This window comes from Polynucleobacter corsicus, from assembly GCF_018688255.1.
GTDB classification, from domain to species: Bacteria; Pseudomonadota; Gammaproteobacteria; order Burkholderiales; family Burkholderiaceae; genus Polynucleobacter; species Polynucleobacter corsicus.
Genome location: NZ_CP061314.1, coordinates 1,278,152 through 1,293,893, shown reverse-complemented (window position 1 = coordinate 1,293,893; position 15,742 = coordinate 1,278,152). Strand labels below are relative to the sequence as shown.

General features: G+C 46.5%; 17 protein-coding genes. 14 read left to right on the top strand and 3 right to left on the bottom strand.

Features of this window, described 5'->3' with window-relative positions; all coding sequences use genetic code 11:
- Positions 1–24 precede the first annotated feature (24 nt).
- The 11 genes from apbC to C2747_RS06680 all read left to right on the top strand — a co-directional run bounded on the left by apbC (position 25) and on the right by C2747_RS06680 (position 10,665).
- The gene (gene apbC, locus C2747_RS06730; RefSeq protein WP_215330843.1) at positions 25–1,113 is read left to right on the top strand and encodes an iron-sulfur cluster carrier protein ApbC; all 1,089 of its coding nucleotides are present in this window, start codon (positions 25–27) and stop codon (positions 1,111–1,113) included.
- A gap of 6 nt (positions 1,114–1,119) precedes the next feature.
- Positions 1,120–1,659, top strand: coding sequence for a DUF3305 domain-containing protein (locus C2747_RS06725; protein WP_215330842.1), 540 nt, complete (start codon positions 1,120–1,122; stop codon positions 1,657–1,659).
- Positions 1,659–2,219: a DUF3306 domain-containing protein gene (locus tag C2747_RS06720; RefSeq protein ID WP_215330841.1), complete on the top strand. Its 561-nt coding sequence runs from the start codon at positions 1,659–1,661 to the stop codon at positions 2,217–2,219. The genes C2747_RS06725 and C2747_RS06720 overlap by 1 nt, the downstream gene beginning before the upstream one ends.
- A 10-nt stretch (positions 2,220–2,229) precedes the next feature.
- On the top strand, positions 2,230–4,320 hold the full coding sequence (locus C2747_RS06715) for a 4Fe-4S binding protein (RefSeq protein WP_215330840.1): 2,091 nt from the start codon (positions 2,230–2,232) through the stop codon (positions 4,318–4,320).
- Entirely contained in the window at positions 4,317–4,961 is a 645-nt protein-coding gene (locus tag C2747_RS06710; RefSeq protein WP_215330839.1) for a TorD/DmsD family molecular chaperone, read from the top strand. The genes C2747_RS06715 and C2747_RS06710 overlap by 4 nt, the downstream gene beginning before the upstream one ends.
- A gap of 133 nt (positions 4,962–5,094) precedes the next feature.
- The gene (locus C2747_RS06705; RefSeq protein WP_215330838.1) at positions 5,095–5,316 is read left to right on the top strand and encodes a formate dehydrogenase; all 222 of its coding nucleotides are present in this window, start codon (positions 5,095–5,097) and stop codon (positions 5,314–5,316) included.
- Positions 5,317–5,377: 61 nt separating this feature from the next.
- A complete protein-coding gene (locus tag C2747_RS06700; RefSeq protein WP_215330837.1) occupies positions 5,378–8,362 on the top strand; it encodes a formate dehydrogenase subunit alpha in 2,985 nt (994 codons plus the stop codon).
- A gap of 27 nt (positions 8,363–8,389) precedes the next feature.
- Positions 8,390–9,049, top strand: coding sequence for a formate dehydrogenase FDH3 subunit beta (gene fdh3B, locus C2747_RS06695; RefSeq protein ID WP_215330836.1), 660 nt, complete (start codon positions 8,390–8,392; stop codon positions 9,047–9,049).
- Positions 9,046–9,297, top strand: coding sequence for a hypothetical protein (locus C2747_RS06690; RefSeq protein WP_215330835.1), 252 nt, complete (start codon positions 9,046–9,048; stop codon positions 9,295–9,297). Before fdh3B ends, C2747_RS06690 begins: the two co-directional genes overlap by 4 nt.
- Positions 9,298–9,326: 29 nt before the next feature.
- A complete protein-coding gene (locus tag C2747_RS06685; RefSeq protein ID WP_215330834.1) occupies positions 9,327–10,385 on the top strand; it encodes a formate dehydrogenase subunit gamma in 1,059 nt (352 codons plus the stop codon).
- Between the two features lie 10 nt (positions 10,386–10,395).
- Positions 10,396–10,665, top strand: a complete 270-nt coding sequence (locus C2747_RS06680) for a hypothetical protein (protein WP_215330833.1) — start codon at positions 10,396–10,398, stop codon at positions 10,663–10,665.
- Here C2747_RS06680 and C2747_RS06675 read toward each other — a convergent pair whose 3' ends face one another.
- Both C2747_RS06675 and C2747_RS06670 read right to left on the bottom strand, forming a co-directional pair.
- Entirely contained in the window at positions 10,666–11,376 is a 711-nt protein-coding gene (locus C2747_RS06675) for an ABC transporter ATP-binding protein (protein ID WP_215330832.1), read from the bottom strand. It lies immediately after the preceding gene.
- Positions 11,369–12,064, bottom strand: coding sequence for an ABC transporter permease (locus tag C2747_RS06670; RefSeq protein ID WP_215330831.1), 696 nt, complete (start codon positions 12,062–12,064; stop codon positions 11,369–11,371). Before C2747_RS06670 ends, C2747_RS06675 begins: the two co-directional genes overlap by 8 nt.
- Positions 12,065–12,130: 66 nt before the next feature.
- Here C2747_RS06670 and C2747_RS06665 point away from each other — a divergent pair, with 66 nt between their 5' ends.
- From C2747_RS06665 to cls, 3 genes are read left to right on the top strand one after another with little or no spacing between them, the layout of a single operon-like run.
- On the top strand, positions 12,131–12,331 hold the full coding sequence (locus C2747_RS06665) for a hypothetical protein (protein ID WP_215330830.1): 201 nt from the start codon (positions 12,131–12,133) through the stop codon (positions 12,329–12,331).
- Positions 12,331–13,083 (top strand): endonuclease/exonuclease/phosphatase family protein, encoded by a 753-nt coding sequence (locus C2747_RS06660; RefSeq protein ID WP_215330829.1) that lies wholly within the window; start codon positions 12,331–12,333, stop codon positions 13,081–13,083. Before C2747_RS06665 ends, C2747_RS06660 begins: the two co-directional genes overlap by 1 nt.
- Positions 13,080–14,555, top strand: coding sequence for a cardiolipin synthase (gene cls / locus C2747_RS06655; protein WP_215330828.1), 1,476 nt, complete (start codon positions 13,080–13,082; stop codon positions 14,553–14,555). Before C2747_RS06660 ends, cls begins: the two co-directional genes overlap by 4 nt.
- Here cls and C2747_RS06650 read toward each other — a convergent pair.
- Positions 14,552–15,736, bottom strand: coding sequence for a CaiB/BaiF CoA transferase family protein (locus C2747_RS06650; RefSeq protein WP_215330827.1), 1,185 nt, complete (start codon positions 15,734–15,736; stop codon positions 14,552–14,554). The genes cls and C2747_RS06650 overlap by 4 nt on opposite strands.
- Positions 15,737–15,742 lie beyond the last annotated feature (6 nt).

Below are 15,742 nucleotides of genomic sequence, written 5' to 3'. Positions count from 1 at the left end.
TGCTCCACTAAATAGGAGAAAGTTGTGTCGCTTACTGTAGAGACTGTGCAAGCAGCACTAAAGGGTCTGATTGACCCAAATACTAAAATTGATTTCGTAACATCTAAGAGTGTTAAAAACTTACGCGTGGATGGTGGCGATGTTAGCTTGGATATTGTTTTAGGCTATCCAGCAAAAAGCCAATTTGATGCTATTCGTAAATCGGTAATTGCTGTGCTCCGTGAATTGCCTGAGCTTAAAAACGTCAGCGTGAATGTGAGCAGCCAAATCGTTGCGCATTCCGTTCAGCGCGGCGTCAAACTATTGCCTAATGTAAAAAACATTATTGCTGTAGCCAGTGGTAAGGGTGGAGTCGGAAAGTCAACCACCGCTGTTAATCTCGCTTTAGCTTTAGCGGCTGAAGGTGCGCAAGTAGGCATGCTGGATGCAGATATCTACGGCCCAAGCCAGCCGATGATGTTGGGTATTACCGGTAGACCAGAATCTATTGAAGAAAACACGATGGAGCCTATGGAAGGTCATGGCCTCCAAGCGAGTTCGATTGGTTTCTTGATTGATAACGATGCGCCTATGGTTTGGCGTGGTCCGATGGTGACCTCTGCCTTGGAGCAACTACTGCGTCAAACCCGTTGGCGTGATCTCGACTATTTGATCGTGGATATGCCTCCTGGTACCGGCGATATTCAACTCACGCTTGCTCAGAAGGTGCCTGTTACAGGTGCGGTGATTGTGACTACGCCTCAAGACATTGCTTTGCTGGACGCGCGCAAGGGTCTCAAGATGTTTGAAAAGGTGGGTGTGCCGATTGTGGGCATCATCGAAAATATGAGTACCTATATTTGCCCCAGTTGCGGTCATGAAGAGCATGTATTCGGTACGGGCGGTGGCCAAAAGATGTGCCAAGAATATGGCGCAGACTTTTTGGGTTCATTACCCCTAAACTTATCGATACGTGAGCAGGCGGATGCAGGTCGTCCAACAGTTGTAGCGGATCCCGATGGCGCTATCAGCGAAATTTATAAAACGATTGCAAGACGTGTTGCTATTAAAGTAGCAGCGCTATCTAAAGATATGAGCAATAAATTTCCGAACATTGTGGTTCAGAACACCTAAGGCCTTATGCGTTTTGCTGTGATCATGCGCAAGCAGTTTATTGATAACCCGTGGATTTCGTATCGGTGGGCGCCGCACGAGGTATTGCCGGATTTTGGGCAATTTATTAGTACATCCATAGCAGGCGATAAGATCTCTGGACAATTTCTTGGGCGCGATGAGCAAGGTGAGTCCTGGTTATTTACTGGGTACGAACTGAATCTTTATCCGGATGAGGCTGAAGGCTACTACCTCAATTTATCAGCAACTCTTCCTGCTTGGTTCGTGATGTGGCGCCTTGAGGAAGATGTTGAGAGATACATAGACGCACAGTCTATTGACTTGGCTAAAACAGAGCCCACGTTTGCCATTCCCCATCGCATCAGCGTAAGCTACAACGAAGCAGGGCGTCTATTGGATGGCGGTGAATCGGTCGATAGTGTACTTTTGTCTACAGAGCATGCCTCTTGGTTACAAGAGTATGTCAATGAACATTACCGTCCTGAACCAAAAAAGCGCCATCGTCCTGAATCATTCAAGGGTGCAAATCGCCCAGTGGAGGATTGATGGCTGATGGTTTTTTAAGTCGATGGTCGCGTCGCAAGTTAGGCGAGGACATTGAACCTGAGAAAAAACCAGGCGAGCTCGCAAAGGAAAAATTAGCTGTCAGTCCGCAGACTATCCAGCAATCAACCGAGCTTGAAGATACTCCGCCGCCTGCTTCATTAGATGATGTTGAAAAGATAGATCGCTTAGCACCAGATTTTTCAGCCTTTATGCAACCTGGAGTTGATCCAGCAGTACAGCAAGCAGCAATGAAGAAAATGTTTTCAGACCCGCACTTCAATATCATGGATGGTCTAGACATTTATATCGATGATTATTCAAAGCCAGACCCGATTCCCCTAGAGATGCTTAAGCGTATGGTTCAGTCGGATATGTTGAACATCTTCCGCAAGGATGATGATGGTGAACCTGAGACTGCTAGCGTTGTTAGCATCGATAGTCCAGGATCCCAAGACCCAACTTTGCCCGCTCCTGATCAGACTAATTTAACATCCACACCAACATCGATTGAGGAAGTGGGTAATCAAGCCTCCATACCCGTGGATAAAAAAACCAGTTAAGAAGAAATCAATGAGTCAAAAACTAGTCTGTAATTGCAACGGAACCATGCCTTTAGATGCAAAGGCACTGGGTGTACCGGTTCACACCTCTTTGTGCAGGCAAGAAGTGGGCATCGCTATTCAGGCAATGAATGGTGATGACTCACTCGTGATCGCTTGTACTCAAGAGGGCGCCTTATTTAACGAGTTAGCAGAGCAATCCGAGAAGCCATTGATATCGCCACTACGCTTTGTCAATATTCGCGAGGTGGCTGGATGGACTCAAGAGGCTAAAACTTCCGGACCCAAGATTGCAGCTTTACTTGCCTTAGCGGATATGCCAGAAGCCGAGCCCGTACCAGTGGTAAATTACGAAAGCCAGGGGCGCTTACTCATTGTTGGGCCTGGAAATCAGGCCTTGCCTTGGGCTGAAAAATTGAGCGACTCTCTTGATGTCTCAGTGCTGTGTACCGAGCCAGGAGCATTACCGATTGCCAGAAATTTCCCGACTTACACAGGCGAAGTAACCAAGCTTGATGGCTACCTTGGCCACTTCACGGTCGACTGGAATTTACAAAATCCCATTGATCCAGAGATGTGCACTCGTTGTGGAGCTTGTGTTGAAGTCTGCCCAGAAGGTGCGATTGACGACTCTTTCCAGATTGATCTAAACAAATGTAAGTCTCACCGTGATTGCATCACAGCCTGTGCTGGTATTGGAGCAATTAATTTTGATCGAGTAGATCGTCAGCGTAGCTCTGAGTTTGACTTAGTTATGGATTTGCGCGCTAAGCCTCAAATGCGCATGAGTCAAACTCCGCAAGGCTACTTTGCCCCAGGCCAGGATCCATTTGAGCAATCTCTGGTGGCAAATCAATTGCTCGGATTAATTGGTGAGTTTGAGAAGCCTAAATACTTTGTTTATAACGAAAAAGTTTGCGCCCATGGTCGCAATGGCAAAGTAGGGTGCAATGCCTGTATCGACGTCTGCTCCACCGGTGCTATATCTTCTTTGTTCAAGAACGGACAAGGCACAGTTGATGTCAACCCGAATCTTTGTATGGGTTGTGGGGCTTGCTCAACAGTTTGTCCATCCGGTGCAATGCGCTACAACTATCCAAGCGTGCCGCATCAGGGTAAAGAAATTAAAACGCTGGCTACGGTATTTACTGCCGAGAGTGCTAAAGCTAAGAAATCTTCTGCCCCAACTCTATTACTTCACACGCTCAAGGCGGGAACTCAGGCCTTAGATTCTCTCGGACGATCTGCGCACCTCAGACCAAAACAATTTGAGGGCTTGCCATCCTTTGTGCTGCCCTACGGAATCGAGCATATCGCCTCTACTGGTTTGGATTTATGGCTTGGCGCGCTTAGCTACGGCTTTGGTGAAGTAGTGTTGTTGCTAACGGGCGATGAAGATCCAAGTTATCGAGCTGCCCTAGAAACTCAAATCGATTTGGGTAATGCTATTTTGGCTGCCTATGGATTTGATGCCAGACTGTCGCAAATACAGCTGGAATCCACCTCTGATCTTCAGCCAGCTTCGCAGGCGATGAGCAAACTTCGCCAGCGTGGCGCTTTATCCGCTATTTGTTCTCCCGCTAGCTTTGGTTTATCCAATCAAAAGAGAGAAACGATTGAAACGGTCTTGGAGCATTTGCAAAAGCAAGCGAAAGTACCGTTGCCAACCGAGGGAGCAGTTTTACCGCAGTCATCTTTTCTGGGTGGCCTAAAAATTAACCAGGATGCTTGCACGCTATGCATGTCCTGTGTGGGTAGCTGTCCTGAAGGCGCTTTGCTCGATAACTTAGATGAGCCCAAACTTTCCTTTATTGAAAAGCAGTGCGTCCAATGCGGCATTTGCGTTCAAACTTGCCCAGAGCAGGCTTTGGCTTTAGATCCTCGCTTACAAACGGTGGAACAGCGCAAGCAAAAGGTAGAACTCAACGAGACCAAGCCTTTTCATTGCATCGGCTGTGGAAAAGTATTTGGTACAGCAAAAATGGTCGATCTGATGCTGATGAAGCTGGGCGCTCACAGTGCCTTTGCTGGAGAGGCTTTAGAAAGACTCAAAATGTGCAGTGATTGTCGTGTTGTAGATATGGTGAAAAAAGAAACATGAGTGAACAGATAAAAGAAAGCTCCGTAACCGAAGTGGGTGATGTGGGCTTACCGGAAGATTTGGCTAGAGCAGATTTATACGGCTTGATTGCGAGACTCTTTCATGAGGCGCCTGATCAGGAGTTGTTGGATCAAATCGTTTCCTCTATTCCTGAGGGGCAAGAGGCTCAGTCTGAAGATGCCCCTTTAGCTAAGGTTTGGCAGAATTTGGTCGAAATAGCTAAAGCCAATTCCGCTAAAGCTTGGCAGGATGAGTTTGATCAGAACTTCATCAGTGTTGGACGACCTATCATTATTCTGAACGGCTCTTTTTACATGGCCGGTTATTTAAACGAGAGGCCATTGGTAGAAATCCGCCGCGCTTTAGATGCTTTTGGTTTGGAATCTGCCGAGGAGATCTCTGAGACTGAAGATCATATTTCTGCGCTCTGCGAAGTGATGCGATATCTAATCGCAGGTGATGATGTAGAGATATCCAACCTTACAAATCAAAGGGTCTTTTTTAACGACCACATTCGGCCATGGCATGACGACTTATTCGATGCAATCGATGCGGTCCCCGAGATGCGTCTTTATCACTCGGTCGCCTCTCTGGCTAGGGAATTCCTTGCTATTGAAGGTCAAGGCTTTGACATGATTTGATGTTGCATTGCATCAAAAAGACGTACTAGTATTTACCCCCCTTTTATATAAACTTTGTGTCTTCAATATGTCAAAAATGCAATTACCATTTAAACTTGACGAAAATCAAATAAGAACTAAATAGGAGCAACAGATGAGCGCCAAATCTACAGCCGTAGTAAACGAAGAAAACAAGCCTTCCCGCAGGAAGTTTTTCATCGGGGCAGGTGCCACTGTTGGTGCCGTAGCAATAGCCTCCCAAACGCCTATTGGCAAAGCAGTGATTCAAGAAATTGGCAGCACAGTAAAGGGTAAAGATGATGGCTATCAACTCACTGCGCACATTCGTAAGTATTACGAAACCACCATGCTTTAAACCATTTGTTGATTTAGTCATTTCGAAATAGTTAATTAAAAATATTACTCAGGAACAAGATATGAGTCTGACTCGCAAATCTAATACTTCACAAAGCAGCCGTTCCACGCCTGCATCACGCCTCATTGGTAGCCTCTCACGCGGACTTCAGTCTGCGGTTCCAACGATGGATCGTCGAACCTTTTTAAAGCGCTCTGGCGTTGGTGTGGGTGCAGGAATTGCAGCTAGCCAACTGAGCTTCGTACAAAAAGCGGTTGCTGAGCCAAATAGAGCGATGTTAGATGGCAAGGGCAAGATTGAAGTGAAGAGAACGGTCTGTTCCCACTGCTCAGTAGGTTGCTCAACTGACGCTACTGTTGAGAACGGCGTTTGGGTTCGTCAAGATTCCAATTTTGATTCCCCAATCAATATGGGTGCTTATTGCGCCAAGGGTGCCTCACTACGTGAGCATGGTCACGGTGAATTCCGTCTCCGTTACCCAATGAAGCTAGTTGATGGCAAATACCAAAAGATTTCTTGGGATCAGGCCTTGACTGAAATCACTGCGCAGATGAAAGATCTCCGTACAAAATATAGCCCCGATTCTCTTTTCTTTATTGGTTCCTCTAAGCATAGCAACGAACAAGCCTACTTACTGCGTAAGTGGGTTTCTTTCTTTGGAACAAACAACACAGACCATCAGGCTCGTATTTGTCACTCCACTACAGTTGCCGGTGTTGCAAACACCTGGGGCTATGGCGCAATGACCAATAGCTATAACGACATGATGAACTCGAAGGCTGCCATGTATATTGGCTCCAACGCAGCGGAGGCTCATCCAGTATCGATGTTAAGTCTCCTAAATGCGAAGGAAAACGGTTGTAAGGTTGTTGTAGTTGATCCACGCTACACAAGAACAGCTGCTAAGTCTGATCAATTTGTCAGAATTCGTTCAGGTACCGACATTCCATTTGTTTTTGGGGTTCTGTACCATATTTTCAATAATGGCTGGGAAGATAAGAAGTACATCAATGACCGCGTATACGGCATGGATCAGATTCGTAAAGAAGTGATGGAGAAGTGGACGCCTAAGAACGTTGAGGAAGCTTGCGGCGTTCCAGAAGCGGAAGTGTACAAAGTTGCTGAGACCATGGCAAAAAACCGTCCAAGTACAGTTGTTTGGTGTATGGGTCAAACTCAGCACACAACTGGTAATGCTGTAGTTCGTGCTTCCTGTATTTTGCAATTAGCGCTTGGCAATATCGGCAAGTCTGGTGGCGGAACAAATATTTTCCGTGGTCACTGTAACGTTCAAGGCGCTACTGACGTTGGACCTAACCCGGATTCACTGCCAGGCTACTATGGCCTCGCAGCAGGCTCATGGAAGCACTTTTCCACCGTTTGGGATGTTGACTACGAGTGGATCAAAGGTCGCTATGCACCAGACATGATGGAGAAATCAGGCACTACTGTTTCCCGTTGGGTCGATGCAGTGTTGGAAAAGAATGACATGATTGATCAGCAAACCAATGTAAAAGGTTTGTTCTTCTGGGGTCACGCAGCTAACTCTCAAACCCGCGGCTTAGACATGAAGCGCGCGATGGACAAGTTAGATTTACTCGTTGTGGTGGATCCATACCCAACAGCAGTAGCTGCGATGGCAGCGATGCCACCTGCAGAAGGTAATTCTGTTAACAAGAATCGCAACGTATACCTTTTGCCTGCTACAACTCAGTTTGAGACAAACGGAACTGCTACAGCATCTAATCGCTCGATTCAGTGGCGTGAGAAGGTCATTGACCCATTGTTCGAATCCGTACCTGACCATGTGATCATGCAAGCTTTTGCTGATCGCCTTGGTTTTGGCCAAGAGCTCTCTAAAAATTATAAGATGCTCAATTCCAAGTTTGCCGGTAAACAGTGGAAAGAGCCACAGATTGAGGATATCCTGCGTGAAATCAATCGCTCTTGCTGGACGATTGGATACACAGGGCAAACTCCTGAGCGCATCAAAGCTCACATGAGAATGGCTGGCAATTTTGATCCCAAGACACTTAAATCTCGGGGTGGCATTGATCCGGTAAGCGGCTATGACACAACAGGCGATTACTATGGTTTGCCTTGGCCTTGCTATGGCACTGCAGCTATCAAGCATCCAGGCTCACCAAACCTCTATGACACTAGTAAGTCTGTGATGGAGGGTGGTGGTAACTTCCGCGCTAACTTTGGCGTAGAAAAAGATGGTGAAAACCTCCTTGCTGAAGATGGTTCTTACTCGAAAGGTTCTGCCATCAAGACTGGCTACCCAGAGTTTGACCATGTACTTGTCAAAAAACTAGGCTGGTGGAATCAGTTAACTGAGGATGAGCAAAAAGCTGCCGATGGTAAAAACTGGAAGACGGACTTATCAGGTGGTATTCAGCGCGTTGTCATGAAAAATGGTTGTCATCCATTTGGTAATGCGAAAGCGCGTGCAGTGGTGTGGAATTTCCCAGACGCTATTCCAACTCACCGCGAGGCGCTCTACAGTACCAACGAGCCAATGATGCGTAAATACCCAACATCTGCGGATAAGAAAAACTTCTGGCGCTTGCCAACGCTGTACAAAACGCTGCAAGATAAAAACTTGAGCGAGAAGTACTACGAGAAGTTCCCAATCATCCTGACTTCAGGTCGTTTGGTTGAGTATGAGGGCGGTGGTGAGGAAACGCGTTCTAATCCCTGGTTGGCAGAGTTGCAGCAAGAAAACTTTGTGGAAATTAATCCAAAAGCTGCTGAAGCTCGCGGCATTAAGAACTGGGATTACGTGTGGGTTAAATCACCAACAGGCGCCAAGATCAAAGTACGTGCGATGGTTACTGAGCGCGTAGATCAAGGAACTGCTTTTGTGCCGTTCCACTTCTCTGGCTGGTGGCAAGGCGCTGACTTGCGCAAGTACTATCCAGAAGGTGCGTCACCAATTATTCTGGGCGAGGCAGTTAACACTGCAACCACCTATGGATATGACCAAGTGACGATGATGCAAGAGACGAAAACCACCATGTGCCAAATCGAAAAATTTGCCTAAGTTAAAAAATAAAGTCAGGAGAACACAATGGCAAGAATGAAATTTATTTGTGATACAGAACGATGCATCGAGTGCAATGGCTGTGTTACTGCTTGTAAGAACGATAACGAAGTACCTTGGGGCGTTAATCGTCGCCGTGTAGTCACGGTGAACGACGGCATCATCGGCAAGGAAAAGTCAATTTCAGTGGCATGTATGCACTGTTCAGATGCGCCTTGTATGGCTGTTTGTCCAGTGGATTGCTTTTATCGTACCGATGAAGGTGTGGTTTTGCATGACAAAGATATTTGCATCGGCTGTGGATACTGTTCCTTCGCCTGCCCATTTGGTGCACCTCAGTTCTTGAGCAAGGGTGCCTTCGGCGTCCGTAGCAAAATGGACAAGTGCACATTCTGTAGCGGCGGCCCAGAAGCGAACGGTAGCGTTGCCGAATTCGAAAAATATGGTCGTAACCGCTTAGCTGAAGGTAAGTTACCTTTATGTGCTGAGATGTGTTCTACCAAAGCATTGATTGGTGGAGATAGCGATGTAATTTCTAGTATTTATGCCAAGCGTGTTTCTGTACGTGAAGCAAATGGTAGGTATCCAAGTAAGGATATTTTCGGTTGGTCCACTGCTTACGGCCCAATGGATTCTCCTGCGCCAAAACCAACACCAGCTGACAAAATCCCAGGAGTCAAATCATGAGATTTAATCTGAAAACAATTGGTTTATGTCTCGTTGCAAGCGCCACCTTGGCTGCTTGCTCCGAGCCTCCTGAAATTGCAGCCAAAGCTGCGAAGCGTCCAGACGTTGCACCTTACATGGGGGCTGATAACGGCTTCATGACTAAGGGTTGGACTCCAAAGGATGAAAAAAGTTGGACCGAGTCGGTCGATAAGCGTAATCAGAATCAATCTGAGTATTCACGCTTTAAGTCATCAGTTAAACAATAAATAAAATGAAAACGTTTAAGGATATTTGTATGAATCGATCATTCTCTAGTGTTAGTCGCTCCTGGTTGCTAGCCCTTGGCGTATCGCTAAGTTTACTTAGCGGTCTTGCCATGGCAGAGCGTGCGCCAATGCCACCGCTACCATCTCCAAGTGGTATTGACTATTCGAAGAACCTCGGGGCTATCTCTGATGGTACCCAAGCTCAGTCTCAGCCTGCGAATTCTGCTCAGGTGGGTGAGCAGTTCCTTTGGAACTCAGCAAACAGTGATCCTTACAACTTTGTCAGCATTCCTGATAAAGAAGCGAGTGTGTTGATTCAACGAGCTGGTCAGCAGTGGCGCGTAATTCGTAATGGTGTTATCACTGTTTACGGCGGCTGGTTATTGGCGATTGCCTTCTTTGGCATTGCAGCGCTCTTTATCATTAAGGGCCCAATTAAGTTGCATGCACCAATGTCTGGCCAAAAAATCAAACGATTTAATGGCTTTGAGCGCTTTACTCATTGGGTGATGGCTTTTAGTTTTATCGCGCTTGCACTTACTGGCTTGATGATCTTATATGGCAAGTATTTTGCAATGCCACTCATGGGCGGCGTCGCATACGGTACCTTCTTAAATATTTGCAAAAATATTCACAACTATACTGGACCACTATTTACCCTTAGCGTTGTGATTTTCTTCTTGCTGTTTGCAACTAGAAATATTCCTGGAGAGGGTGATCTTACTTGGATTAAGTCATTCGGCGGTATGTTGGGTGGAACACACCCTCCTGCTGGCTTCTTTAACTTCGGTGAGAAAATCTGGTTCTGGTTTGGTATGACTTTCTTAGGTTTGGTTATCTCTGGATCTGGTTTTGTACTCGATATGATTGTCCCCTTTATGGAAGTTCAATACATCCGCGGAACCATGCAGTTAGCGAACATCGTTCACAGTACGGCCTCAATCTTGATGACTACGATGGCTATGGGTCATATCTACATCGGATCTATTGGTATGCAAGGTTCGCTCGATGGTATGAAGACGGGTTACGTTGACGGTACCTGGGCTAAAGAACACCATGAAATCTGGTACAACAAGGTTAATAAATAAGGACATGGCTATGAAAAAACTCATTGCTATCACACTCTGTTCATTCGTAAGCGCAGCTGCATTTGCTGCCTTGCCTCCCTTGACGCCTGAGGCTCAAGAGGCCGCAACTTTGGCTAAAGCAAAGGCTGCCTATGGCGACAGAGTAGGCGCATTTAAGCTATGTCAAGCACAAAACAAAGTAGCTGACCAGTTCAGGGTTTCTGGAACTCCAGCTCCAGCAGCTTGTGTTGCTCCGCCACCATTTATTGCACCTGTGGCTGCTGCACCAGCAACAAAGTAATTAGTCGACTAGTAACTCTTGATGTAAGTAGCGTTTAGCTGCTTGTGTCTGGGGATCGGCAAAGAAAGGACCTACGGGTCCTTTTTCTTTTATCTGACCCTCGTCAATGAAGACGATGTACTCTGCGATTCTTTGTACTTGGGCAAGTTGGTGGGATGTGAAGATAACGTTCGAGCCTTGCAACTTAAATTGGCGAATGATCTCTTCAACTTGCTCTGTGGTGTTTGGGTCTAAATTAGCAGTAGGTTCATCTAGTAAAACTAAATGAGGTCTTTGCAAAATGACTCGACCCAAGCAAAGTTTTTGTTTTTCACCTGCCGAGAGTTTGTGCGCAGGACTGTTGGCAAGATGACTTAAGCCGATCTGCTTCATCACCAAATCAACAGCAACAGAATTGATTGAGGGGTCTGAGTCTTTCACCATCGCAATATTGGTTCGTGCGGAGGCTTTGATCATCGGCGTGTGGTGCAATACCAGGGATGATTTGATAGGGCCGCTTGAGTGCGTAACAGTGCCTGAATCTGGTTTGATTAAGCCATCAATTAATTGTAGAAAAGTCGTTTTGCCGGCACCATTAGGTCCAATGCATGCGCAAATCCGATCAGCAGGAATAACCGCATAAGGGATATCTAAGATGATGCGTCCATCACGTTTAACGATGACGTCTTTGAACTCGACAAATTGCTTAAATTGTTCAGAATGATTAACCATAGCGACGCTCCGCAATTTGGCGAACCGCAAATGTAAACAGATTTGCCAGCAAAACAATTCCCAGTAAAACAATGCCTAAGGCAAGCGCCAATGGGAGATCACCTTTACTGGTTTCAAGTGCAATTGCTGTTGTCATGGTGCGGGTGGATTGATCGATATTGCCGCCGACGATCATGACTGCACCAACCTCAGACATGGCTCTAGCCAGTCCCGCTAAAACCGCAATCGTGAGAGAAAACCGGCAGTCCCAAAGAAGCCATTTCAGGGCAGAAAGTCTAGGTAAGCGAAGTGCCATAAAGGAATCCCGGTGAATTCTCCAAGAATCCTCTAGGATTTGGCGGCTCAGGGCGGCAATGAGGGGGGTTGTGAGCAGTGTTTGGGCCAGGATCATGCCCTTGGGTGTGAAAAGCCATCCCCACACACCTAAAGGCCCTGTTCTGGAGAGCAGTAGATAAACAATGACGCCAATAATCACGGTTGGGACGCCCATGAGGGTATTTAAGATCAGCGTAATGGTTTGCTTGCCCTGAAATTCCTCTGTAGCCAGTAGGGCGCCAATGGGTAGTCCCAGTAAGATGCCCAGTAATAAAGCGCTCAAACTGACCTGAAGCGAGACCAGCACAATGCCAATCACTCCAGCATCTAAATGCAAAAGTAATCTGAAAGCATCCTGAAAGGTCATCAACATGGGCTAGATTCTAGCAGGGCGATGGCAAAATGGCATAAATGCAAACAATTTCCCTTTTCTGAACTCATGGCTGAAGTCATTTGCCTCTGCAATGAGGTCTTTGATGTTGATCTTCGCGAATATCTCGATGGGCATCCGATCGATTCGATTGAAGACTTGCGTGAGCAGGCCTCTATTTGTAATAAGTGCATGCAGTGCCAAGATTTAGTTGAGGGTGAAATCTATCTGGCGCGGGTGCGACGACAGCGCGCTGCAGGACAGTTTTGATGACACCAGTGCAATTCGGTCGCTTTAGTGTCATGACTATGAATGTCCACAAGGGACTATCACCATTGCACAGAAAATCCACCATCTATGAGTTACGTCAAAAAATGCGTAGCCATCATCCAGACTTGCTATTTCTACAAGAGCTTCAGCAAGAGCATCGGGGTCGGATCAGGAGATTTGGCCATTGGCCGCTAACAGAGCTCACCCATTTTTTATCCGAAGACTTTTGGCATGATTGGCACTACGGTAAAAATGTTGAGTATCCAGACGGCCATCATGGCAACGCCATTCTTTCAAAGAGACCATTACACAAAGGTGAAAACTACGATATCTCGGCCTATCGGTTCGAGAGGCGGGGCTTGCTTCATAGCATTACTCAGCTAGAAGGTAATGAAACGCCAATCCATTGTTTTTGTGTTCATCTGGCTTTATTTGAAAGAGGGCGAGAGCGTCAATTGGATGAAATTATTCGTTACATTGATTCACTTGCAGAGGGTGGTCCAGCCATTGTGGCGGGCGACTTTAACGATTGGCGTAATCGCGTTAGTGCCCCGATGCGTGCTGCTGGTTTTCAAGAGGTTTTTGAGGTGCTTACTGGTGCCCCTGCAAAGACCTTTCCCAGTATGAGGCCGATGCTTCCCATGGATCGAATTTATGTACGAGGCTTGAAGATTCATTCAGCAGCAGTTTTGCATGAATGGTTAAAGATCTCCGATCACTTAGGTATTACTGCTGAACTGGAAATCATATGAGCATATTAAATTATTTATTAGGATCTATTTTTGGGTTCTCTTTAATTTGGGTGCCAATACTTCATGCAGTCATTGTGATTCTGTTTGGATTTAAATTGATTTCTGTGAGAAGGCCAGTCGGTGTTGCGATTGCATGGTTTTTGATTGTGGTCTTGTTTCCAATTCTAGGTATCAGTCTCTACATCTTGATTGGTGAACGCCCTGTAGGCCGCAAGCTCACGAGAAAAATTATTCGAATGGATAAGGAATATGCGGCCATCACGGAAGACATGCGTCAGCACTATCAAGCTGATAAGCTACAACTACCAATCGAGGGTAGGGCTCTTAGCTTATTAGCAGAATCCAAAAATGGATCCCCTGTGATTGCTGGCAACAAGATAGAGTTATTTACGAGCTCACTTAAGATCTTGCAGCATTTCATTGGCGAAATTAATCAGGCAAAAAAATCACTGAATTTAGAGTTCTATATATGGGCATTGGGTGGCGATGCGGATCGCGTTGGCGAAGCCTTAATTGCAGCGGCTAAACGCGGTGTGGTCTGTAAAGTGTTGCTGGATTCTTTGGGAAGTAAAGACTGGTTTAAATCAACTTGGCCCAATCGTTTTAGAAATGCCGGTATTCAAGTGACTGAGGCATTACCAATTCAAATTGGACGCTTCCAATTCCGCCGTGCAGATCTCAGGCTCCATCGCAAAATATTTGTGATCGATAGCACTGTTGTTTGGACTGGCAGTATGAATATGGTTGATCCGCGCACTTTTAAGCAAGACTCTGGTGTGGGTGAATGGGTAGATGCTATGGTCAGAATTGAAGGCCCGGTTGCATCTCAGTTTGAGCTGACATTCTCTTTTGACTGGAGTGTTGACAACACTACAGTAAACCACTTCAAAGCTGTAGCACCCACTCCCAGTCCAATTGAGGGGCGGGTACTCGCCCAAGAGTTTTCTTCGGGACCGGTTTATCGCGACGACATCTTGTATCAGGTACTCCTCTCTGCCATCATGGATGCACGCAAAGAGCTTACCATTACTACGCCTTACTTCGGGCCAGATGATGGCTTGATTCAGGCGCTGATGGCTGCAGCTGGCCGTGGTGTAAAGGTCACTTTAATTGTTCCTAAATTGAATGATTCGGCGCTAGTAGCTTGGAGTAGTCGTAGCTTTTATGCTGACCTAATGAGTGCAGGCGTCAATATCGCTGAATTTCATGGAGGCTTGTTGCATACCAAGAGTTTGCTCATAGATAAGCAAGTAGCAATTTTTGGTTCCGTGAATTTCGATCAACGCAGCTTGCGTCTCAATTTTGAGATCAGCTTAATTGTCTACAACGATGCGTTTTGCGCCAAACTCGAAACCCTGATTGAGTCCTACATGGCCCAATCTGATTTGGTTGATCCAGTGAGTTGGGCTAAGCGACCACGTTGGCGTGTTTTGCTAGAGAACGCAGCACACCTAGCTTCACCTTTGCTTTAAATCGCTCCTTGGCTACGCATTACCTTAATCTCATTTGCGGTAATACCAAACTCAGATAAGATTGCTTCAGTATGCTGACCTACAGCAGGAATATCATCCATGCGATAAGCGAAGCTGTTATTGCTACCAGGCGGTAGCATCGCTGGAATAGGGCCTACGGGTGATCCGACTTGTACCCAGCGCTCGCGTGCTTTAAGTTGATCATGATTCCATAAGCCCTGCATATCATTGAGTCGGGCATTGGCGATTTGGGCTTGATCTAGCTTTGCAATGACCTGCTCGGTAGTCAGTTTGCTAAAACACGCATCAATAATAGAAAGTAATTCATCGCGCTTTTCATTCCGTTTAAAGTTTTTATCAAAGCGCTCATCTTTAGCGAGGGTTTGATTCTCAAGTACCACCTCACAAAATAAAACCCACTCACGATCGTTTTGTAAGCCTAGCATGATGGTTCCGCCATCACCCGCCTTAAATGGCCCGTAGGGATAGATCGTGGCATGAGATGCGCCATTGCGAGGAGGAGGTGTCGCACCCTCATAGGCATAGTAGAGCGGATAACTCATCCATTCACCTAAAGACTCGAGCATTGAAACATCAATCGTAGATCCCTTGCCAGTCTTGCCCCGTTGTAACAGCGCTGCCAGTACGTTGGTATAGGCATACATGCCTGCGGCAATATCGGCAATCGAGTTACCTGCTTTGCTAGGAGTTTCTGGAGTACCGGTAACGGATAAGAACCCAGCTTCACTCTGAATCAATAGGTCATAGGCCTTTTTGTCGCGATAAGGGCCGTTATTCCCGTAACCTGAGATGTCGCACAAAATCAAACCCGGATTGTCTTTTTGCAAGAGTTCTGCAGTCAATCCCATCCGTGCTGCCGCACCAGGTGCCAAGTTTTGTACCAGAACGTCAGCTGTTTTGAGTAGCATCTTCAATGCTGCTAGCGCAGATTCTTGCTTGAGATCTAAGGTCAAGCTTTCTTTGGAGCGGTTGACCCAAGTGAAGTGAGAGGACATGCCATTGACGCGCTCATCATAGGCGCGAGCAAAGTCCCCGGCACCAGGTCTCTCTACCTTGATCACGCGCGCACCTAAGTCGGCTAATTGACGCGTGCAAAAAGGAGCCGCGATAGCATGCTCCAGGGAAACCACGGTGATGCCATCCAAAGGACGAATACTCATGTCATT